This is a genomic window from Prochlorococcus marinus str. MIT 0919, assembly GCF_027359375.1.
Classification (GTDB): domain Bacteria; phylum Cyanobacteriota; class Cyanobacteriia; order PCC-6307; family Cyanobiaceae; genus Prochlorococcus_D.
Genome location: NZ_CP114779.1, coordinates 1,140,849 through 1,163,753, shown reverse-complemented (window position 1 = coordinate 1,163,753; position 22,905 = coordinate 1,140,849). Strand labels below are relative to the sequence as shown.

Annotated in this window: 18 protein-coding genes; 2 read left to right on the top strand and 16 right to left on the bottom strand. The window is 37.3% G+C overall.

The annotated features are described in order from the left end of the window. Positions 1-79: 79 nt before the first annotated feature. Complete coding sequence (locus tag O5635_RS06435) at positions 80-1,459, bottom strand: ClC family H(+)/Cl(-) exchange transporter (protein WP_036900956.1); 1,380 nt, start codon at positions 1,457-1,459, stop codon at positions 80-82. 7 nt (positions 1,460-1,466) lie between these two features. Then, positions 1,467-4,070: a bifunctional aconitate hydratase 2/2-methylisocitrate dehydratase gene (gene acnB, locus O5635_RS06430; protein ID WP_036901105.1), complete on the bottom strand. Its 2,604-nt coding sequence runs from the start codon at positions 4,068-4,070 to the stop codon at positions 1,467-1,469. Between the two features lie 149 nt (positions 4,071-4,219). Here acnB and O5635_RS06425 point away from each other — a divergent pair, with 149 nt between their 5' ends. Then, positions 4,220-5,293, top strand: a complete 1,074-nt coding sequence (locus tag O5635_RS06425) for a 3-deoxy-7-phosphoheptulonate synthase (protein WP_036900953.1) — start codon at positions 4,220-4,222, stop codon at positions 5,291-5,293. Positions 5,294-5,299: 6 nt separating this feature from the next. Here O5635_RS06425 and O5635_RS06420 read toward each other — a convergent pair whose 3' ends face one another. The 5 genes from O5635_RS06420 to O5635_RS06400 all read right to left on the bottom strand — a co-directional run bounded on the left by O5635_RS06420 (position 5,300) and on the right by O5635_RS06400 (position 11,629). Then, positions 5,300-5,947 carry a diacylglycerol/polyprenol kinase family protein gene (locus O5635_RS06420; RefSeq protein WP_036900951.1) on the bottom strand — a complete coding sequence of 216 codons (648 nt, stop codon included), beginning with the start codon at positions 5,945-5,947 and terminating at the stop codon, positions 5,300-5,302. 9 nt (positions 5,948-5,956) lie between these two features. Next, complete coding sequence (locus O5635_RS06415; protein WP_036900949.1) at positions 5,957-6,976, bottom strand: RpoD/SigA family RNA polymerase sigma factor; 1,020 nt, start codon at positions 6,974-6,976, stop codon at positions 5,957-5,959. Positions 6,977-7,142: 166 nt separating this feature from the next. Then, positions 7,143-9,263, bottom strand: coding sequence for a polyphosphate kinase 1 (ppk1, locus tag O5635_RS06410; RefSeq protein WP_036900947.1), 2,121 nt, complete (start codon positions 9,261-9,263; stop codon positions 7,143-7,145). A gap of 81 nt (positions 9,264-9,344) precedes the next feature. Further along, the gene (locus O5635_RS06405) at positions 9,345-10,592 is read right to left on the bottom strand and encodes an MFS transporter (protein ID WP_081934258.1); all 1,248 of its coding nucleotides are present in this window, start codon (positions 10,590-10,592) and stop codon (positions 9,345-9,347) included. Then, positions 10,571-11,629 carry an anthranilate phosphoribosyltransferase family protein gene (locus tag O5635_RS06400; RefSeq protein WP_036900945.1) on the bottom strand — a complete coding sequence of 353 codons (1,059 nt, stop codon included), beginning with the start codon at positions 11,627-11,629 and terminating at the stop codon, positions 10,571-10,573. Before O5635_RS06400 ends, O5635_RS06405 begins: the two co-directional genes overlap by 22 nt. Between O5635_RS06400 and cobA the strand changes: the two genes are divergently transcribed. Then, positions 11,628-12,413, top strand: a complete 786-nt coding sequence (gene cobA / locus O5635_RS06395) for a uroporphyrinogen-III C-methyltransferase (RefSeq protein WP_036900943.1) — start codon at positions 11,628-11,630, stop codon at positions 12,411-12,413. The genes O5635_RS06400 and cobA overlap by 2 nt on opposite strands. On the opposite strand, the gene O5635_RS06390 is transcribed toward cobA, so the two are convergent. The 9 genes from O5635_RS06390 to speE form a co-directional block, all read right to left on the bottom strand. Then, on the bottom strand, positions 12,410-13,249 hold the full coding sequence (locus O5635_RS06390) for an aminotransferase class IV (protein WP_036900940.1): 840 nt from the start codon (positions 13,247-13,249) through the stop codon (positions 12,410-12,412). The two genes, cobA and O5635_RS06390, sit on opposite strands and share 4 nt — an antisense overlap. Beyond that, positions 13,250-14,581, bottom strand: a complete 1,332-nt coding sequence (locus tag O5635_RS06385; RefSeq protein ID WP_036900938.1) for an anthranilate synthase component I family protein — start codon at positions 14,579-14,581, stop codon at positions 13,250-13,252. It lies immediately after the preceding gene. Further along, positions 14,578-15,258 (bottom strand): 7-cyano-7-deazaguanine synthase QueC, encoded by a 681-nt coding sequence (gene queC / locus O5635_RS06380; protein WP_036900935.1) that lies wholly within the window; start codon positions 15,256-15,258, stop codon positions 14,578-14,580. Before queC ends, O5635_RS06385 begins: the two co-directional genes overlap by 4 nt. A gap of 64 nt (positions 15,259-15,322) precedes the next feature. Then, a complete protein-coding gene (locus O5635_RS06375; RefSeq protein WP_036900932.1) occupies positions 15,323-15,994 on the bottom strand; it encodes a 7-carboxy-7-deazaguanine synthase QueE in 672 nt (223 codons plus the stop codon). After that, on the bottom strand, positions 15,994-17,649 hold the full coding sequence (locus O5635_RS06370; protein ID WP_036900930.1) for a CTP synthase: 1,656 nt from the start codon (positions 17,647-17,649) through the stop codon (positions 15,994-15,996). Before O5635_RS06370 ends, O5635_RS06375 begins: the two co-directional genes overlap by 1 nt. A 102-nt stretch (positions 17,650-17,751) precedes the next feature. Next, positions 17,752-19,572, bottom strand: a complete 1,821-nt coding sequence (aspS, locus tag O5635_RS06365; protein WP_036900928.1) for an aspartate--tRNA ligase — start codon at positions 19,570-19,572, stop codon at positions 17,752-17,754. Positions 19,573-19,645: 73 nt separating this feature from the next. After that, positions 19,646-20,776 (bottom strand): glycine cleavage system aminomethyltransferase GcvT, encoded by a 1,131-nt coding sequence (gcvT, locus tag O5635_RS06360; RefSeq protein ID WP_036900925.1) that lies wholly within the window; start codon positions 20,774-20,776, stop codon positions 19,646-19,648. 381 nt (positions 20,777-21,157) lie between these two features. Then, positions 21,158-22,042: an agmatinase gene (speB, locus tag O5635_RS06355; RefSeq protein WP_036900923.1), complete on the bottom strand. Its 885-nt coding sequence runs from the start codon at positions 22,040-22,042 to the stop codon at positions 21,158-21,160. Beyond that, a complete protein-coding gene (gene speE, locus O5635_RS06350) occupies positions 22,039-22,881 on the bottom strand; it encodes a polyamine aminopropyltransferase (protein ID WP_036901102.1) in 843 nt (280 codons plus the stop codon). The genes speB and speE overlap by 4 nt, the downstream gene beginning before the upstream one ends. Between the last annotated feature and the right edge of the window lie 24 nt (positions 22,882-22,905).

Below are 22,905 nucleotides of genomic sequence, written 5' to 3'. Positions count from 1 at the left end.
TGTTTATTAATAGGGAGAGGGTTAAATTCTGGATATTTAGCAATATAGCTCCCAGATCAATATATAAGAGAATGAATGTCTATAGTCTTGATGATTTCCGATTTTTCGTTAGGTCTAAATCTATTTGTCTTTCATATATTGAATGTTCATTAAATGATCGTGCCACTAGAAAGCTTGTAATACATGCTACTAAAAGTGGTTTCAAAATAAGTAGGTCTTTGGTAAGTGCAAATGCAAGGAACATTGCGGTAACAGGTGTATGTGAACAAGCTGCAACAAATGCTCCCATCCCTGCAAAAACATATGTACTTGGAACATGGCCGGTAACTATTTCTACAAAGTTTCCACAAGCCAGACCCATTGACCCACCAAGGATAAGCATTGGATAAAAAAGTCCACCAGGAGCTCCAGAGGCTGCTGCTAGACCTGTGGTCACAAAAAGAATAAAAAATATGCTTAAGGCCATAGGAATACCTATCTCTCCGTTGGCAATAATTGTTTTTAGTTCAGTAATATGATGAAATTCGTTAGGAAGGAAAGCATAAATGAATCCAAGGATTACACCACAAGAAGTCATTTTCAGAATTAATTGATTCCCAAACCAAACCATGCCCTGCTTTTGCATGGTTAACACATATCGACAATATAGTTCTGCTAGGCATCCAATAATGATGCCTAGAACAATTAAATAACCAAGGTCAATGGGTAAAAAGTTAACTAACGGTGAGTATTCGCGTTCAATTTGAAAGCCTAAGCTGCTGTTATATCCTCCTGAAGTTGAATTTAGACCTATTGCTTGTAAAACATCTGCCCAAGTATCGGCCCAAAACGTTGTTACGACTACCAGTAGTAGAACAACTGGTCTTACAGAGTTTAATAGTTCTTCAATGACATATACAAAGCCTCCTATTGGTGCATTAAAAATGGCTGCTAACCCTGCACCTCCACCTGCTGCAACAATGACTCTTCTAAATGCTACTGGAGCTTTAAGTATTTGAGCCATTTTCCATGCGACTGATCCTCCCATTTGTACAGCTGGTCCTTCTGGTCCTAGGGGAAATCCGCTTCCAATAGCAATAATGCCTCCAATTAGTTTTACCATGCCTACTCTTAGCCCCATTGGGACTGATCGATGACGCATAAAAGCCATAATATGTGACACTCCTGAACCACTAGCAGAAGGCGAAAGTTTTGAAATTAGATAGCTAGAAGAGAATCCTCCTATCCCTCCTATTACAGGTAAAAGGAACCAAGGTGGGATTTCATTCAGTAGATTTAATCGCCAATTATCAAGTAGTTGAATACCTGTTGTAAATAATACACCTGTAAGTGCTGCACCTAATCCAGTTAGCATTAAGGCAATTACGACAATAAGCCATTTCTTTGTGAGGAGATTGTTTATGCTTCTCGTTGTTTTTTTTATCGCAAGATTGGTTTCTAATTCAAATAAATCTTTCATTATTTAATTAATTGGATGAAACAAAATTGCTTTTCTCTTTATTTGAGATAACTTGTCCTTCTTTTTCAAACCCTTTAATTTGATTAAAATTTAAATATCTATACAGCTTATTTTCTATTGGCATTATTTTTCTAGCCGCAATTGATTGATATTCTTCAAGAGTAGGAATGTATCCTAGTAGAGCACAGACAGCTGCTAATTCAGCGCTACCTAGGTAGACCTGAGCTCCATTACCGAGACGGTTGTTAAAATTTCTAGTGCTAGTAGAAAAGACAGTGGCATTATCTTTTACACGTGCTTGATTACCCATGCAAAGAGAGCAACCAGGCATTTCCATACGACTACCAGCATTTTCGAAGATTTGATAATAACCTTCTTTTCTCAGCATTTCCTCATCCATCCGTGTCGGGGGGCATACCCAAAGTGTTGCTTTGTTGGTTCCTTCATTGTTAAGAACAGTAGCAGCAGCACGGTAATGACCAATATTAGTCATACATGAACCAATAAAGACTTCATCTATAGGACTGCCGGCAACTTCACTTAAAAGTTTTACGTTATCGGGATCATTTGGGCAAGCTAGAATTGGTTCTTTTATTTCATTTAAATTGATATTTATAGTATTTGCATAATTAGCATTTACGTCTGCAGTCAGAAGACTTGGTTCTTTTAACCAATCTTCCATTGCTGTTATTCTTCTTTCTAAGGTACGTGGATCTTTATACCCTCTGACAATCATATTTTTTAACAAGGCAATATTACTTTTTAGATATTCACTAATTGTTTCTGAAGAAAGTTGTATTGTGCAACCTGCACAAGAACGCTCTGCACTTGCATCTGTTAGCTCAAAGGCTTGTTCAAGTTTCAGATCAGGCAGGCCTTCGATTTCAAGAACACGCCCATTAAAAACGTTTACTTTGTTTGCTTGATCAACGGTGAGAAGTCCTTGTTTTATTGCCATCCAGGGGATTGCATTCACAATGTCTCTCAGGGTTATACCTTGTTGTAAAGAACCATCAAACCGTACAAGTACTGATTCTGGCATGTCAATTGGCATAGAGCCAATTGCTGCTGCAAAGGCTACAACACCTGATCCACCTGGGAAAGAAATACCTAATGGAAATCTTGTATGACTATCTCCACCAGTTCCAACGGTATCAGGCAACAGCATACGATTAAGCCAGCTATGAATAATTCCATCACCTGGACGTAGAGCAACTCCCCCTCGCTCTGCAAAAAAATCAGGAAGTTCTTGTTGTGTTTGGATATCTACTGGCTTGGGATAGGCGGCTGTATGACAAAAACTTTGCATAACTAAATCAGCGGAAAAGCCGAGACAAGCCAGTTCTTTCATCTCATCTCTTGTCATAGGACCTGTTGTATCTTGACTGCCTACAGTTGTTATTAGTGGTTCACAACTTGTTCCAGGCGTTACACCGGCCAAACCACATGCTTTCCCTACGATTTTTTGTGCCTGTGTGAACCCATGCTTAATAACTTTAGCTTGACTGGGTCGAGTGAATACTTCACTAGGCTTGAGTTTTAATTTTGCCCTTACTTTGTCAGTGAGTGCTCTACCAATCATTAAAGGGATACGTCCGCCAGCTTGGATTTCATCTTTAATTGTTGTAGGTTTCAGTGTGAAACTGCATAAGAGTGTTTCACTACTATGCAGTTCATCGGATTTTGTGATTTTACCTTCGTAGGGGTAAATAGATAAGACGTCACCTGTTTCAAATTGACTAACATTACATTCGATTGCTAATGCCCCAGAATCTTCTGCTGTATTAAAGAAAATTGGAGCAATTTGATTGCCAAGAATTACTCCTCCTGATCTTTTATTTGGAATGTAAGGGATATCTTTACCTATATGCCATAGCACGGAGTTAATAGCTGATTTACGAGAACTACCAGTACCGACAACATCCCCTACATATGCTAGAGGATGTCCTTTTTCTTTTAGCTTTGTAATTGTTTGTAGTGCATTAGGGTAACGACTTTCAAGCATTGTCAGTGCATGTAGTGGTATATCTGGTCTTGTTGTGGCATGAATCGCTGGTGATAAATCATCGGTATTTGTTTCACCATTAACCTTAAAAATGGTTACTTCTAATTTTTTTCCGAGCTTAGGTTTACTCGTAAACCATTCTGCATTAGCCCAACTATCAATAACATATTTTGCATAATCATTTTTTTTAGCTAAATCTAGGACGTCATTGACTGCGTCATATACAAGAATGATTTTGCTCAAACTTTCTGCTGCACATTGGGCTAGATCGAGGTTTTGATTTTGGAGGATTTCAATTAAAGCAGAAACGTTATACCCACCAACCATTGTGCCCAATAGTCTGGTTGCTTCAAGTGGCGTTACTAAAGGAGATTGTGTGCTCCCTTTTGCAATTGAATTGAGCCATGCAGCTTTCACATATGAAGCTGGATCAACGCCTGGGGGGATTCGGTTTCTTAATAAATTTAATAAAAATTCAGTGCTTTCATTTTCTGGAGGAGTCTCTAAAAGCGCTGTCAATGCATGGGTTTCCTCCGCATTTAAGGGTAAAGGGGGGATGCCTTGTGCAACCCTTTCTTTAGCCAAGTCCCTGTATTTAGTCAGCATTACTTTCATTGCAAGGTTTAAATGGGTTCGATTGTTGAATATTGTTATTTCGCATAATCTAATTTTTAGTTGATCAAGATGCGTATATTGAAGTTAGGAATGTATTCATTTTGTAGTTTCTTCTGCTTTCTACTGTTTAATCAGAAGTAATGGTTCTTTCATCAGACTTTCATTTGGTTGATAAAACCTCAGATCTTCACGTTGTAGAGACCAGGCCATTGGTCCCACCTTCTTCGCTGCACAGTGATTTACCTCTGGATTTAAAAACTGCGGAGGTTGTGACTAAAGCGCGTAAGAGGATTCAATCTATTCTTTCTGGTAATGATTCTCGTTTGTTGGTGATAGTTGGCCCGTGTTCCGTACATGATGTTGAGGCAGCAAAGGATTATGCTAATCAACTTGCTCTATTAAGAAAGCGCTTCTCATCAAAACTTGAGATTGTAATGAGGGTTTATTTTGAAAAACCTAGAACAACTATTGGTTGGAAAGGTTTGATTAATGACCCTCATTTAGATGGTTCGTATGATATAAACACAGGTCTAAGATTGGCAAGATCGCTGCTTCTAGACTTGGCTAGATCTGGTATGCCAGCTGCTACAGAGTTGTTAGATCCAGTTGTACCTCAATATATTGCAGATTTAATAAGCTGGACTGCTATTGGAGCAAGAACAACGGAAAGTCAAACTCATCGTGAAATGGCTTCAGGTTTGTCAATGCCAATAGGCTATAAAAATGGTACAGATGGCACAATTGGTATTGCTATTAATGCAATGCAAGCAGCCTCTAGGGCTCATCATTTTTTAGGTATTAATCATGATGGCTGTGCGTCAATAATAAGTACAACTGGTAATCCTGATGGACATCTTGTTTTGAGGGGAGGGAATAGCGGTACTAATTATGATCTTGATTCAGTTTTGAATGTTGCTAGAGAGCTTTCGGAAGCCTCCCTTGTTGATAAGGTGATGATTGATTGTAGTCATGGAAATTCGAAGAAGGATTTTCGCAGGCAAGGTGATGTTCTTAAGGAAGTTTCCAAGCAGCTTAAAAATGGTATGTCACATGTCATGGGAGTAATGATTGAAAGCCATCTTCAAGAAGGAAACCAGAAGCTAACTGAAGATCCTGGAAACCTTACTTATGGTCAAAGTATTACCGATGCCTGTATTGACATCCAGACTACAGAATTGTTGCTTGAAGAGCTTGCATATTCTATTTGTTTATAGAGGAATTTATGTTATCCAAGCCCATAGGAAAGCCACTCCTAGAGGAACAGTTAAATTATCTATTCCATAAGGTCCGATTTGCTCGAGACAGCAGGCTATTAATCCCATGGCAATAATTTGTAGGGGTTGAATATTAGATGCTGCAAAAGTGTTGATAATTAGAAGTACAAATATGCTTACTAAAGCCATAGTTAATGTTCCTATCAATGATTTTTTTTGTTGAAAAATTGTCCACACAGGAGAATTATATTGTTTACCAATTAGTCCAGCCAAGCCATCTCCAAATGCCATAACCAGGACTCCTGCACACACGGCTGGAGGATTGTTAGACCAAAATAAAAACAGCAGGATTGTAATGCTTAGTCCATAAGATATTGTTCCATAGGTTTTTCTTTGAATATTCTCAAAAGTTTTTATCCAATTTATTTGATAATTTATCCATAAGGAGATAGTAATAAGACTAGAAAATAAAATTGCCACTTCTGATGAGATGTTCAGCCACCATGCCAATGGAAGAATAGGACCTGTCCCAATATGTACAATTTTACGACTTAATTCCTTGCTATCAGGATTGAATTTTTTTATCGAGAATGCACTATATAAAATTAGGATTATCCATCCAGCAATAATCAGTAACGGATATAGATTTTTCAAATTTGAATATTAAGCAGCTTGCTGGTGAGTTGTCATTACTCTCAGTTTTAGAATGGCTTTTGCTTCTAATTGTCTTACGCGTTCTCGTGAAACATTAATTTGCCTTCCAATTTCTGCAAGTGTTAAGGGCTCTTCTCCATCAAGTCCAAACCTTAAACGCATAATTTTTTGCTCTCTTTCATTTAATTGAGATAACCATCCACCTAAATGTTCTTTTTGCATATTCCGATCCATTCCTGCCATAGGTTCATCAGAATTTGGATCTGGAATTAACTCACCGAGAGTACTTCTGTCTTCTTCTCCACGAGCATGAGAGTCTAAAGATGCACAAGGTGCACTTTGAGCAATTAGATCTTCTAAATCTTTTGGTTCCATTCCCATAGCATTTGCAAGCTCTAACCTGCTAGGTTGTCTACCTAGGCGATGAGATAATTCCCGAGAATTTCGCCTCATTTTGGAAAGCTTTTCGCTGATATGAATAGGAAGACGAATTGTGCGTGCGCTATTATCAATCGCTCTGGTCATGCCTTGCCGTATCCACCAATAAGCATATGTTGAAAACTTGTATCCCATAGCAGGATCAAATTTATCAACAGCACGCTCCAATCCAATAGCTCCTTCCTGAACTAAATCGAGTAGTTCGAGACCTTGATTTTGATATTTTTTCGCAACACTAACGACTAGCCTTAAGTTTGCTGCCATCATGCGGTCCCTTGCTCTTTTCCCCATTCGGATCTGGTGTCTTTGCCGTGGAGTGTGTTTTTCTTTAGGAACGTCTAACAATGCTTTCATCTTTTGCACATGATGTGCAAGCTCTATTTCTTCAGCAGCTGTTAGTAAAGGAACTCTGCCAATACTGCTTAGATAAAACCCAATTGAATCAGTTGGTAGCCTGCCTCCCGCTCTTCCTTTAGAGACTGGTCCATTTCCAGATGCCTTTTCTTGCTGCCTTTTCGAATTGCTTGAAAAAGCGATATCTACTGATGGTGATAAAGATGCACCATTGGTAGATTCCAGAGGGATCCCCATCACCCTGGCCTCCTAAAGTTTGTTTTGCATTGAAGTTAGCACTTTTAAACCAAGTTAGTGCAAATTAAACAAAAAACTTTCTGTTCCTTTTGCGATTTGTATAGAAAGAACTTTTCATTTAGGTATTAAGACTTAAGGATAGTTTTTTATTTCTTATCTATTCTTGCTATGGATTTTTTAATAAGCCTGTGATTAGTTCATTTTGAGCACATTTTTCTTCACCATCCGGCGTTCGCTGTATAAAACTTCCATCACTTTGCATTTCCCATGCATTTTTGTTGTCCCTGAGATAAATATCTAAAAGCTTTTTTAGCTCTTCCTTCAGGAATTTGTCTTCGATAGGAGTTACTGCTTCTACTCTTCTCTCCAAATTACGACGCATCCAATCTGCACTTCCTATAAAAACTTTTGACTCTCCACCATTATTAAACCAAAAAATTCGTGAATGCTCTAAATACCTTCCGATAATACTTACAACCTTGATATTTTCACTTAGACCTTTTTTTTGAGGGTATAAACAACACATGCCTCTGACAATTAAATCTATCTTTACACCTGCTTGAGAAGCCTCATAAAGTAAATTAATTATGTTGTTATCAACTAAGGAATTCATCTTTGCTTTAATTTTCCCTTTTCCTCCATTTTTTGCAAATTCTATTTCCCGCTTTATCAGGCTTTCTATCCCATCTCTGAGTGTCATAGGTGCAACTAATATTTTTCTAAAAGTTTGTTGCTTGGAAAAACCTGTTAAATAATTGAAAAGTTCGATTAAGTCCTGCCCTAGTTCGGGGTTAACAGACAATAAACCTAGATCTGTATAGAGTTTAGAAGTTTTTGAGTTGTAGTTCCCTGTACCAATATGAAAGTAGCTACGTAATCTATCTTTTTCTTTCCGAATAACTAATGCAATTTTTGTATGTGTCTTTAGTCCAAGAACTCCATAGACCACATGAACACCTGACTTTTCAAGTTGTTTGGCCCATTGAATATTATTATCTTCATCAAACCTGGCTTTTAGTTCTACAAGTGCCAAGACTTGCTTTCCATTTTCTGCAGCACGCATTAATGCTTCGATGATTTTTGAATTTTGAGAAACCCGATATAAAGTCATTTTAATGCCCATCACTAAAGGGTCGTTGGCAGATTGATTTATGAATTCTTCAACAGATGTGGCGAAGAGGTCATAAGGGTGGTGAAGCAGTAAATCTTGTTTTCTAATGATTGAAAAGATACTTTTGAATTCTTCATTTTTTATGGAACCGTCTTCGAGTAACCCTCTCTGGCTATTTTTAAGTAGCGAATGTGTAGATCCTCTTTGAGATGGATTTTTTAGAGATGGCCGATCAATTTTTTCTAATTTGAATAATTCATCTAAGCCAAGAAGGCCATTAACTTGATATAGATCCTCTTTCCCTACTACCATTCCTTGCATCAACAAATTTAAAATTGTGTTTGGCATATTTTTAGAGACTTCAAGTCTTACAACTTCTCCGCCCATTCGACGTTTACGCAACCCTTCTTCTAACGCGATCATCAAATCGTCAGCCTCTAAATCTCTTAGTTCCAAATCAGCATCTCTTGTAACTCTGAAAAAAGAATGCTTTCCTATGGACATACCTGGGAAGAGCATTTGTAAGTTATACGCAACTATTTGCTCTAAAGGAATTGCGTGATAACTTTTGCCAGATTCATCTTTAGTTAAATCAGTAGGAATACGTATAAATCTATCCATTGTTTTCATAGGGATCTTTACTCTGACAAATTGTTCTTTATTTGTTTCTGGATCACGAATAAGCGCGGCAATATTTAGACTGAGATTGCTTACAAATGGGAATGGGTGTGCAGGGTCAACTGCTAAAGGTGTTAAGACTGGGAAAATAGCAGTTTGAAAATAGTTATCTGCCCAAATTTTTTGACGAGAATTTAATTCACAATAGTCAATTAAATAAACATCTTTTTTTTTCAGAGCATTTTTTAAAGTATTTTCAAAATGATTTTGTTGCTTTTCTAGAAGCGGCTCTAGTTGTTTCCTGATTTCCTCTAATTGTTTTTCAGGACTTTTACCGTCATCACTTTTTTTCGTTATACCCGCTTCTACTTGTGATTTTAATGAGGCGACTCTCACCATAAAAAACTCATCTAGATTATTGCTGAATATGGCACTAAATTTTGCTTGCTCTAATAAAGGATTCCTTTGGTCTAATGCTTGTGCTAGCACTCGCTCATTAAAATTTATCCAACTTAACTCTCTATTAATATATTTTTTGTTGGAACTTTTAGGGGTCATTTTGAGCAATGTTAGCAAGTGAAAGAGCTTAATTTAATTGTCCAGATGATAAATCCCATTAGCTCGCATTCTTTTATTTAATCATACTAAAATGTCTCCTTTTGATTTTAGATTAATGCGAGATAAGAGAGTTATTACTAAAACAAGTATTAGTGCACCCCCAAAGAAAGGGCTTTTTTGACCAATTTGATCATATGCAAATCCGGCCGCAGTACCACCTAGGAAAGTACCGAGACTTTGGAGACCCTGTAATCCTCCTAGAACTGTTCCTTGATTTGATGTTTTGATACGTCTAGAGATAAGCCCACGCAAGCATGGCGTGACCAATCCAGTTCCTGCTGCTAATAAAGCAGAACCAAAAAAAACTACAGGTCTTGAAGTGGATTGATTTGCCATTGGTATCAGTAAGCACCCTGTTGTTAGTAGCCCTAGGCCAATTATTGTCAACTGTAATTCTCCAAACTTTTTCACTAATGGACCAATTAACCCTCCTTGGACAATCATTGCGATAATGCCTACCATTGCAAATACCCATCCAGCAAGACTGCTTGTCCACGCAAATGATTCTTTTAAATAGAGTACGAGTACGGTGGTAAAACCATTAAATGCCATGAAAAATAAGAAAAAGCCAAGGCATGGCCTTCTTACTGATTGATTTGCAAATAATTTTGCTAATTGGCTAAAGGGATTGAGGTTTCTTTTTTTTGGCAACAAACTTCTTTCAGTTAGAGGTAAGGTTTCAGGGAGTATCCATGTAACTAATCCGAGGTTGATAATTGCAAATATTGCAGCGGGTATGACTGCAAAAGTAGGGTTAATTTCTGCTAATCGCCCACCTAGTGGAGGCCCTATTGCAAAACCAAGTCCAAAAGCTAATCCAATTAAACCAAATGTTTTTGCTCGATTTTCTGGAGTTGATATATCGGCAAGAATTGCTGTAGCTGTAGCTGCGGTTCCACCACTTAAACCATCTATGATTCTTGCTATAAATAGTAAGATTAGTGGAACTGTTGTAGCCCAGAGAGGTAGGACACTTTCCCAATTTAAACTTAGAGTTATTCCAAAAAGACTTATTGCTATTAATGAGCCAGCTATACAAACCTTGAGAATTGGCTTTCGCCCATATCGATCACTTAATGCTCCAATTAAAGGAGATACTGAAAATTGTGCGAGGGCATAACTTCCTGAAAGAAGAGCAAGTGTTGTTCCGCTACTAGTAAAACGCTCTAATAAAAATGGAAGTAACGGAAAGATAAAACTTTCTCCTAATCGATCATCTAGAAGTGTAAAAAATGCACAGATTGGTATTACTTTATTTTTGATCGCCATTGAATTAAGTTTTGAAGCTTTGATTTTGCTGAACCTGAATTAAGACTGATTTCAGCTTGTTTTATTCCATCTGAGATGCTACTTGCTATTTCCCCTAACCATAAGTAAATACCTGCATTCCACATTACAGCTTTTTTTAATGGGCCCTCTCCATTAAGTGTGTTTAAGCTTTGCATTCTCCATGTAGGTAGGTCTTGCCAAGGTAAATCTGTGCTTTTGCATGAATAGTCTTTTGGGTTTAGGGTAAAAACTTCATAGGTGTTACTTTTTATCTTTGTTAATTTAGAAGTGCGGCTTAATGAAATATCGGTACTTCCTTCAAGTCCTTTTATAGTGACTATATTTTTCTCACCAAGAATTTCTAGAGCTTCTATATGTCTACTTTCTGTTGGAGGGTGAACATACCCAGTAATGAAAAGATGATTACCTTCATGAGCTGTCCAAATTAATTCCATACTGGCTAACGGAGGTCTCTTGCCGATATCATCTCTATATTGGATTAGTTTTTCGGCTATAGGAAAGTGTTCAGGTTGATAGATTAATGCCAAACCATTTTTAGTAAAACCCTCTTGAACTTGATTCATATTGAGACCTTGTAGTGAAAGACCAAGTTCATTAAATAACTCTTGAGTACTTACTCCATATTTAACTGGCATACGACCACCTCCTTGTAAAACTATAGGGAGGCCAGCATCTAGAAGTACTAAAGTCGTTAATGGATATATAGGTGCCGTTTTATTTCGACCATCAAATGGCATCCCAAAGCATATTGGGCGACAATTAGTTGTGCTTGCTTGGAGAGTGGGGCCTAACTTGATATAAGCATCTACCATTCCTGCAAGTTCTTGAGGTTCTGGCCTTCGAATTCGATGGGCAATCATAAATGCTCCAATTTGAGCAGGGCTAGGATCACCTTTCAGAATTAGCTCTAGAGCCTCTGCAGATTCTCCACGAGTCATTCCTCGACTTGTGTTGGTTCCACTACCTATCTTGCGTAAGTGCTTTTTAAAACGTTCTCGATTAGATTCTTCATTCATGAATGATGGTCATCCTGGCACTGTTTATTTAGTAGGCGCAGGCCCTGGTGATCCTGACTTACTAACTGTTAAGGCAAGTAGGTTAATTAGTCAATGTGAAGCCCTTGTATATGACTCTTTAGTGCCTCATGAAATGCTTAATTTAGTGAGTAATAATTGTGAGTGTATATTTGTTGGCAAACGTCGTGGTCATCATTCCACTCCTCAGCTGGAAACTAATAATGTTTTATTAAAGTTAGCCAAGCAATATAAATCTGTTGTTCGTTTGAAAGGTGGTGATCCCTTTGTATTTGGTAGAGGAGCAGAGGAAGCCTTATTTTTACAACGTAATCAAGTTAATGTTGAAGTTGTACCTGGAATAACATCTGGCATTGCAGTCCCTTCTTATTTTGGCATTCCTCTTACTCATCGCCTGGCAGGTAGTTCAGTAACTTTCGTTACAGGTCACGAAGGAAACCATAAAATGCAACCTTTTGTTAATTGGAAGTCCCTTGCGAACTCAACAAATACTTTGGTCATTTATATGGGTGTACATAATCTTTCTTATATTGTTCAAGAATTACTTGATGGTGGATTGCTTCCTGAGACACCTTCAGTTGTAATACAGCAAGGAACTGTTGTTGGTCAAAGACTTCTGAAAACTAGTGTTCGGAACCTTGTGGAAGAAGTGGAGAATAATAATTTTATTTCACCAGCAATAGTCATTATTGGAGAAGTTGTTAATTTTCAAGTTGAATCCTGTGCACCATCACCAGCAAATGTAACTATGCCAATTTTATTTTAATCGTTCTTGGTAAATAATGATCTCCAGAAACTTTCAGGGTCTGTAAATAATTTAGTTGGTATTTTATTTATTCTAGAAATTGCGCGACAACTCAGACTATTGATTAGAAGCCATTCATCATCTTCTTCTGGGTCAATTGAAAGCTTAGCTTCTTGGATTATTCCTTTTTTTAAAGCTTGTGCCCGCATGACACCTGCTAAGCAGCCACTTTCTAGTCTTGGAGTTAAGAATTGATTTCTTCGCTTCACTATAATGTTTGATGTGGTTCCACAACAAATTTCATCAGTAGTGCTGACAAGTAAAGCATCATGAAACCCAGCTTCTTGAGCCTCTCTTCTTGCTTGGATTGATTGAATGTAATTCAGTGTTTTGCATTGACTTAATACACTACTTGCATTTCTTTTCTCGTATTGACTAATCATTGTAGAGACTGGATTAAAATTAGGTTTTATTTGATTAATCTCTATCCATAATTGACTCGTTAATTCTTTTCTTTTACTTTGATGTAAATCGATTCCTCTACTAGTATTTTCTCCTCTGCTCCAATTTAGTCTAATTGATCCACTATTATTCTTTAAACAGCATTTTTCAATACCTTCGTGCAGAATTTTTTGTAACGACTCCAATTGAGGAGGTGTTTCCATTCCTAATAACTTAGCATTTTTTGTTAAACGATTGAAATGTTCAGTCAGTAGTACTAAATGTCCATTTTCTACATAAATAGTTTCGAATATTCCATCGCTAAAATTCAGCCCCCTATCATTAATAGAAATTTTCAAGTCATGTGGCAAGCCCCAATTTCCATTTATCCATCCTATAGATTTATTAGGTCTCACTTATTCCAAAGCCTTCAATATTGGCATCAATTTCCATTTTAACTCTTCGACCTCGTTTTCAGCATCTGAGTCCGCAACAATACCGCAACCAGCATTAATTCGAAGTGTTGATCCATTTACCATTAGTGATCTAATAAGAATATTGCTATCGAATTGACCATCCCAATCAATATGAATAAATGAACCACAGTATGGCCCCCGTGCAGTAGGCTCAAGTTCATCTATTCGTTGACATGCTCTAACTTTGGGAGCACCACTAATAGAACCTCCGGGCCAGCATGCTTCTAGAAGATCAATCCAGGTTTTGCCAGTTTTTAGAGTCCCGTGTATTACAGAAGTGAGATGATGTACTTGAGCATAGCTTTCTAGGCCCGCTAATTGTGTGACTTTTATACTGCCCGATTCACACACTTTTCCAAGATCATTTCTTAGCAAATCGACAATCATTATATTTTCTGCTCGATCCTTTTGACTACAAACAAGTTGTGCTGCCATATCAGCATCTACCTGAGGATTGTTGTTCCGTGGACGTGTCCCTTTGATAGGCCTTGTTTCTACTAATCCACTTGGATCAACTTGAAGAAATCGTTCTGGAGATGTAGAGATTACAGCTTCTCCTATTGCTTTATCTCCAGCAATAATTATTCCTGAGAATGGTGCTGGAGAAATTTGACGTAGCTTTTGAAACAGATCAATAGCAAAAATTTCTGAAGGTTTTTGAGTTGTGCAAGATGTAGCAAGATTTGCCTGAAAAATATCACCTGCTCTAATCAATTTCTTTATTAAATTTACTTTTGCAGCAAAATCCGTTTTGTTGATTAACCACTTCCAAGAATTTACTGGGATTCCTATTTTCTTTGATAGATCATTTTGATTATTCTCATGCCTTAAGTTTTGTAGCCATCTATCAAGACTTTCTACTTGCTGCGGGTTAGTACCTTCTATCCATATTTGCTTATCAATGAGATCAAATTTTATTACTGGGTCATGCCTGGCAATCCACAACGTTGCCATTGCGTCTTTTTTCCATGGATTATTTGGCTCTATCCATACCCCAGCTTCATAACTAAGCCAGCCAGTCCAATGACCTGCTTTTAAATTTCTTAGTAATTCAAATGGGTTTTGTTTTTGTTGCGTGGGGCTGTATTCGCTACAACAAATTTGTTCAGTAGGATTAGTCGCTAGAACTGTCCATCGTCCAGTCGAGCTCCCATCACTATCAAGCCATATAAAACCTTTTTCTCCAAAACTTTGAATTAAATTATTGGCTATGTATGCAGGGTCATGCCATTTGCGAGCTAATTTTCTAATGGGAGTAATAAGCTTCTTCATTTCGAGCAAAGATCTGACCTGCCAGCTTGCACCAGGGCTTCATTCCTGATACGACAACTGTCACATAGGCCACATGCTTTTTCTAATTCGCTATAACAACTCCAAGTTTGATTAATTGGGATCTCTAGCCTTAGTGCTTCTTTCACAATCTCTATTTTGTTCATGTACATAAGTGGAGCAAGCAGCTTGGGTGCTTTACCTTCCCGGCCGGCTTTACTAGAAAGGTTTGCAAGGGCTTGAAATGATTTGAGATAGTCCGGTCTACAATCCGGATAACCTGAGTAATCCATAGCATTTATACCAAGGATAAGTTGATTAGCTCCTCGAGCCTCGGCAAGGCTGAGACCAATGGCGATGAAAACTGTATTTCGACCAGGAACATAAGTATTAGGAATTTTACCTGGAACAACACCTTCTTTAGGAATTGATTGAGTGTAATCAGTCAAAGAAGATCCTCCCCACTGGGCTAAATTTATGTTGATAATTTCATGGTCAATTAGCTTTAAATGTGAGGCTAGCGCTACAGCTGCTTTTAATTCACGTTTATGCCTTTGCCCATAATTAAAAGAAAGTCCTATTACCTTATGCCCAGATTCAATCGCCATCGCAGCAGCTGTTGCTGAGTCTAGGCCACCAGAAATTAATGCAATAGATATAGAAGAGTTCTTTGTCGACATTCTTATTTGTTAGAAGAGGGAAGTCTTCTTTTAAATGAATAAAACTAATCTCACTAACTCTATATTAATCTAAGTTTAACCATTTATGTGTTTGTAAACTGAGCCTCCATTTAGGATTATTGATCACATGATCAATAGCCAATGCCTTCCCTTCTTTATGTTTCCACCCTGGCTGTAAAAAAAGAATTGGTTCCATTAATATTTTGCTCTTACACTTACTTGCATTTTTCTTAGTATCAGTAGCCAACTTGGCCATTTGCTCTGCAAAATAAATATCTTTTTTTGAATGAATAACTACCTTAATTTCATGACATGCTTCTAACAGTTCTTTTTTGGGAGGGAAATGCCTTTTTGGGGAAAGTGTAATCCAATCAGGTGATCCACTAATAGTATCTACTCCACTTGTTTCTAGATGAATCGGCATATTTCCCTTGTTGAAAAATGAAAGCTCACTTTCTAAAGCTTTGCATAATGGATTGAGATTGTGATGCAATGGTTCTCCCCCAGTGATAACGAGAAAAGCAGCACCTCGAGAATGTGCTTTTGCTGCTTCTTTAGCTAGTTCATTGACTTTAATCTTAGGATGAGATGTTTCTGACCATGATTCTTTCGTATCGCACCAGGAACAACCTACTTTGCATTTTGCAAGCCTAATAAAAAAAGCACTTCTTCCTGAATGAGCACCTTCTCCTTGAATTGAATGAAAACGTTCCACTACAGGTAGTGATGTTGTCATTAAGTCTGGTTTTGATGATAACTATTTGATTGTTTGACAGCTTTTTGAGGTGATTTTGGTAGGCGTGATAGCGCTGCTTCAATTAATCCTTTGAATAGAGGGTGTGGTTTTCCAGGTCTAGATAAAAATTCAGGGTGGTATTGACATGCAGCAAAAAAGGGATGGTCTTTTAATTCAATTAGTTCTACCAAGCGACCATCTGGTGATGTACCACTAATTATATATCCTGATTCTAGAAAAAGGTTTTTATAAGAATTATTGAATTCATATCGGTGGCGATGGCGTTCGTAGACAACTTCTTCCCCATATAGGCGATGCCCTATTGAACCTTCTTTTAACCTACATGGATAAACACCTAGTCTCATTGTCCCACCTAGATCAACTACATCTTGTTGTTCAGGCAATAAGTGAATAACTGGATGATCGGTATTTGAATCTAGTTCAAAGCTTGTCGCTCCTATAAGCCCAGCTATGTTTCTGGCCCATTCAATAACAGCACATTGCATTCCGAGGCAAAGGCCTAGAAAAGGTATCTCTTTTTCTCTTGCTAATTTAATTGCTGCAATTTTGCCATCTACACCACGATTACCAAACCCTCCTGGGACAACAATTGCGTCCATGTCTTTTAAAAGCACATCAGCCCCTTCATTTTCAAGTCTTTCAGCGCAAATCCAATGAAGATTTAGTGAGGCACTTTGTTCAATGCAAGCATGCCTCAGTGCTTCAACTACTGAAAGGTAGGCATCATTTAATTGAACATATTTTCCGACTACTGCTATTTTAATTTCTGGCCCTGGATTTCTTAGTTTATGGACTAGGCTTTCCCAGTTTTTAAGATCACAATTGTGATCAGTTAGCTCTAAACATTCCAGTACTTCTTTACATAGTCCTTCTTTCTTAAGTGCTAGTGGAACTGAATATATACTATCTGCATCTAGGGCTGGAATGACAGCGTTAGTATTAACTCCGCAAAATCCGCTAATTTTACTTTTTAGGCTTTCATTAATATCTCTGTCACTACGACAAATTAATATGTCAGGCTGAATCCCAATAGACCGTAATTCTTTAACAGAATGCTGTGTAGGTTTGGTTTTAATTTCTCCTGAGGTTCCAATAAAAGGTAAAAGTGTTACATGAACATATGCAATATCGTTTTTGCCAACATCACCTTTGAATTCACGAATTGCTTCTAGAAAAGGTAGGGATTCGATATCACCAACTGTTCCACCAATTTCTGTAATTACTACATCTGCGTTGCTATTGGCTGCAACTCTGTGAATTCTTTCGCGTATTTCACCTGTTATATGCGGTATAACTTGTACAGTTCCTCCGTTATAGTCTCCTCGCCTTTCTTTGTTGATTACAGATTGGTAGATAGAACCAGTAGTTACGCTATTTAATCTTGATAATGCTGTGTCTGTAAAACGTTCGTAGTGTCCTAAATCTAAATCAGTTTCAGCACCATCTTCAGTTACAAAAACTTCTCCATGCTGGAAAGGACTCATTGTTCCAGGGTCTACGTTTAAGTATGGATCAAGTTTCAAAATTGATACGCTGTACCCTCGGGATTTGAGAAGTCGTCCCAAACTTGCAGCAACTATTCCTTTGCCGATGCTTGAAACAACTCCGCCGGTGACAAAAACAAATTTTGGCATATCCTTTTTGGGTATTCTTTAAGTTACCTCAATCATTGATAAGACCAAGAAAATTCAAGATTTCTTGTAAGTATCGTTTTGAGCTGATTAATCAATATGAATTTATTCAGTCTCTTCAAAAGTGCTGGTTATATGAAGTTCTTTTAATTGTCTTTGACTTACATAGTTTGGTGCTTGAGCCATTAGGCATCTTGCCTGTTGAGTTTTTGGAAAAGCCATAGTATCTCTTATTGATTCTTCCTTTGCCAAGAGCATGACTATCCTATCTATGCCAAATGCGAGACCTCCATGGGGTGGTGCTCCCATTTCTAAAGCATTGATTAGGAATCCAAACTGTTCAGACATATTTTCTTTGGACAATCCTATTGTCTCAAGTACTTTCCGTTGTAGTTGAGGGTTATGAATGCGTAGCGATCCTCCACCAAGCTCTAATCCATTTAAAACAAGATCATATGCTTGCGCTCGAGATTGAGGGAGCTTCTCTGACCATAAATTCGAATCATTACTGATATCATCAATATTTGGAGCGCAAAAGGGGTGGTGCATAGCTTCTAAACGATTTTCTTCTTTATTGAATTCAAACATCGGGAAATCTATAACCCAAAGGAAATTCCATTTGCTTTCTTCTTGATCTGAAGGTATTAAATCAAGTTCTCTTGCAAGAAATTGTCTCACTCTATCCAATGTTTTGTTAACTATTGTGCTTTCCCCGGCTCCAAAAAGTATTAAATCACCAGGCTTGGCATTTGTGGTTTCAAGAAGATTAGTTTTTTGAGAGTCGGTCAGATTGTCTTTGATTGCACCAATAGTATCTATTTCATAATTTTCACGAACCCTAATAAACGCTAAGCCTTTAGCACCAGCTTTTTGGGCTTCATTAAAGATATCGCCACCTGGCTTAATCCGTACATTACTAATTAACTTATTTCCACCAGTTACTGTTATACATTTTACGGAGCCTCCATTTTTAACGGCGTTTGAAAATACTTTAAATCCGATTTTTTCCAATATAATACTTACATTTTTTAGCTCCATTCCGTATCTTGTATCGGGCCTATCAGTTCCAAATCGATCCATACTTTCCTGCCATGACAATCTTGGAAAAGGTACTTCTAAAGTAATTCCTTTAATTGTTTTCCAGATTGAGGCAATTAACTTTTCATTTAGATTCAAAATTTCTTCTTGATCCATAAAACTCATTTCGATATCTAATTGTGTGAACTCTGGCTGCCTATCTGATCTCAAGTCTTCATCACGAAAGCATCTCGCAATTTGGTAATAACGTTCAATACCTCCAATCATTAGCAGTTGCTTGAAGATTTGAGGAGATTGTGGCAAGGCAAACCATTCCCCTTCACATACTCTTGAAGGTACTAGATAGTCTCTAGCTCCTTCAGGAGTTGAACGAGTAAGGATAGGTGTTTCTACTTCTATAAAGCCTTCATTTTCAAGGAAATTTCTCGCTGCTTTAATTGTTTTATGTCTTAAACGAAGATTTTTGTTCATTCTTTCTCTTCGTAGATCTAGGTATCTGTACTTGAGCCTTATTTCTTCTTTAATAGGTTGTTCATCATGAATAGAAATAGGAAAAGGTAAATTGCTAAAGACAGGATTTAATATTTTTATAAAATCAGCTAAAACTTCTATCTCTCCAGTTGGGATTTTTTTGTTTGTTGATTCCTTAGGCCTTGACCTCACTTGTCCAGTTATTAAAAGTACTGTTTCATTCTTTAGACCCTCTGCAATAGTAAATAAATCGTTGCCTTGATCAGGGTCGACTGTGATTTGAATTGTCCCACTCGAATCTCGTAGGTCTATGAAAATTACGCCGCCATGGTCTCTGCAGCGATCTACCCATCCACATAGTTGAACTTTGGAGGTAATGTGCTTCGTGCGCAGCTCTCCACAGTAATTACTGCGCATGGCATTTACGTAGTAGAACAAATAATGAGTTTCCCATAGTGATCGTTTTTAACCTTGAAAAATAATGATTTTGTCAGGAAACACTGCGATAGAAAGGTTTTTTTACAACCATCGCGGGATAAAGTTTATCTCTAATTTGGACATTCACTTCATCACCCAATTTAGTTAACTCTTTTGGTAAATAGGCTAGCGCGATAGGCTTTTCAAGAGTTGGGGACCAGCTTCCACTAGTGATCTGACTAATTTTTTGATTGTTGTAGAAAATTGGATAGTCTTTGCGAGCAATGGCTCGACCTTGGATTTCTAAACCAACCAATTTCTTAGTTAAGCCATGTTGACTTTGCTTTTCCAGCGCTTCACGTCCGATAAATTTTTTAGGCATTTCTAGATGAACTAACCATCCTAGGCCAGCTTCTAAAGGGGTAGTGTTTTCGTTGATATCATTTCCAAAAAGATGCATAGCAGCCTCTAAGCGTAATGTATCTCTTGCGCCTAATCCACATGGTGTAACCCCTGCATTGATAAGTTCGTCCCACAGAATATTTCCTGGTTCAGATTCCAAGAGTATTTCATATCCTTTTTCTCCTGTATACCCAGTTCTTGCAATGAATAATGAGGCACTTTCTTCCATATCCTTGAATTGATAATTTATGGTTTTATGCCCAAAAGGAGGAAGATCTTTTAATGATTTATGTACAACATCTCCAAGTATTTTAATTAGATAATGTTCTGCTTTGGGCCCTTGCAATGCAAGGAGAACAGGGTCTTTTTTTGCATTATTAACGGTGATCTTGTCAAGGTTTAAATTCTTTTTGAACCAATTGATATCGGATTCCTTGCAAGCTGCATTGATTATTAACATTAGGCAGTCTTGATTTTCACCATCTATTCCTAAGTCGTAAATGATGAGGTCATCAATGATTCCACCATGGTCATTTAAAAGAACTGTGTAGCAGGCTTCTCCAGTACCAATCCGATATAGATCTGTAGGAACTAGTTTTTGTATTTCATCTTTGGCATTCAGTCCTTTAATTGAAATTACACCCATATGAGACACGTCAAATAAACCAGCATTTTTCCTAACTGCATTGTGTTCATTCATTAGCCCAGCAAATTGGACAGGCATTTCCCATCCAGCAAATGGAACTAAACGCGCTCCTTGGTCTAGGCATTTTTGATTTAAAGGAGTTTTTAAATATTCCATTTGTTTTGAAGAATGAGGTGCCAGGAGCTTTGATTGGTTATTAACTACTTGGTTTTTTTTGGAAGTTAATGATTCGTGGCCTAATTTTAAAACTTTATCTAACCTATGAGTCTTGGAGCAAATTCAATGTCCGGAAAAGAATGCTGTAAGACCTGTAATCATTGCATGTTGGGCCAAGCCAATGCATATGGATGGTGCTTGCTCAGAAATATCAAAGTTCATCCTGAAATTTCTCAATATGCTTTTTGCCATCATTGGTCTAGTAAAGAACCAACCTTGCCCAACCTTCAAGATTTTTCTAGAGATTCTGATACTCAATTAGAATTAGAATCGACTTTGACCATTTTGGAGCGTTAATTTTTAGTAATATTTGTTTTACTTTTACAGAGACATTAACATTATTAAACTTCTCGTTACTTTAGCAGCAAGAACACTGCTAATTCCAGAGTTATCTAAGATAGGGGATAATTCAACTATATCTGCTCCAATAATTCTATGCTCTTGAATAACATTTATTACTGCTGCAAAATCTTGCCAAAAAAAACCACCCGGTTCCGGAGTTCCTGTGCCAGGTAAAACACTTGGGTCAAACCAATCTAGATCTATTGTTAGATAAATAGGCTTATTTTTAAAGGGTTTAAGTATCTCATAAAGATTATTTGCTGGCTCACCAACTTTGAGTTCAACTAATCGATTATCTGCTTTCATTTCTTTAAACTCTTCACGAGTTCCACTACGGATGGCTACTTGAAAAAGTGTTTTGCTTGGTAGAATTTCTAAACATCTTCTTATTACACACGCGTGGTTATAACATGAGCCAAGCCATTCACTTCTAAGATCTGCATGTGCATCTAATTGTAAAACAATAACATCTGGATACTTTTCAATTATTGATTTTATTGACCCTATAGTAATTGAATGTTCTCCGCCAAGTAATAGTGGTTTTATTCCTTGGGAAAGAATGCTATTTGTTGCTTCCTTGACCAAATTAATTACAGGTTCAGGTGCACCATGAGGAATTTCTAAAGATCCAAAATCTATATATTTTATTTCTTCAAGATCAAGCCCTAATTGCGGGCAAAATGACTCAATACTATTACTAACATTTTTGATTTCAGATGGTCCAAAACGAGTACCTGGCCTAAATGATGTAGTTCCATCGTAAGGGATACCACAAATGCCTATCTTGCAATTTTTTGGATTGCTTTGACTGCCCATAAATATGGGACCATCTGTATTAAACTTTGGACTTTTAGAAAGTTTCATAGATTTAACTCTCTTTCAAGAAAAGCAGGAATACTATTAAATGCACCTTCTTGCCAACGAGGACTCCAAATTTCGCAAGACTCAGTAATTTTTTGCATTCTTTCAATAATTGGTTTGTGGTATCTTGGCTTACCTTGTGAAGCAAAAGTCCAGCTCCACCAACCACTTGGGTATATTGGTACGTTTCCATATAAAGGGTCTGCATAATCGAAAATTTCACGAAGCATTTTGACTGTATTAATATGAAATTCTCTGAAGGTTTCCGGTGATTCAGATTGTGTTGCTAACACACCTCCTGGCTTTAGTATTCGCCGACAATTTGTAAAAAATTCTTTTGAAAATAATCCTTTAGCAGGTCCTTTTGGATCAGAACTATCAATAATAATAACATCATAAAAATCAATAGGTGTATTTTTAACCCACTCTATGCCATTTTCAATAAAAATATTTAAGCGATTATCTTTCCAAGCGTCACCTCCAATCTTTGGTAAATATTGTTTACTTAGTTCAATTACACGGCTGTCAATTTCAACTAAATCAACACAATCTAAAATGTCATATTTCATACATTCTCTAGCGCTTCCTCCATCACCACCACCAATGATAAGAGCTTTCTTAATTTCTTTTGAGCTACATAAAGCTGGATGGACTAAAGATTCGTGATATTGCTTTTCTTGGCCTTCAGCAGTCATCCAGCAATTGTCTAAAAGTAGAGCATTTCCATAGAGCTTACTTTCAATAATAGTTATTTTTTGGTAATTACTTTGTTCTTCAATTATTACTTTACCTTTTAGACCAAAACGAGCATTATTTTGATACTCATCAACCCATTTTCTCATAAAATCATCAAATAAATCATTAAT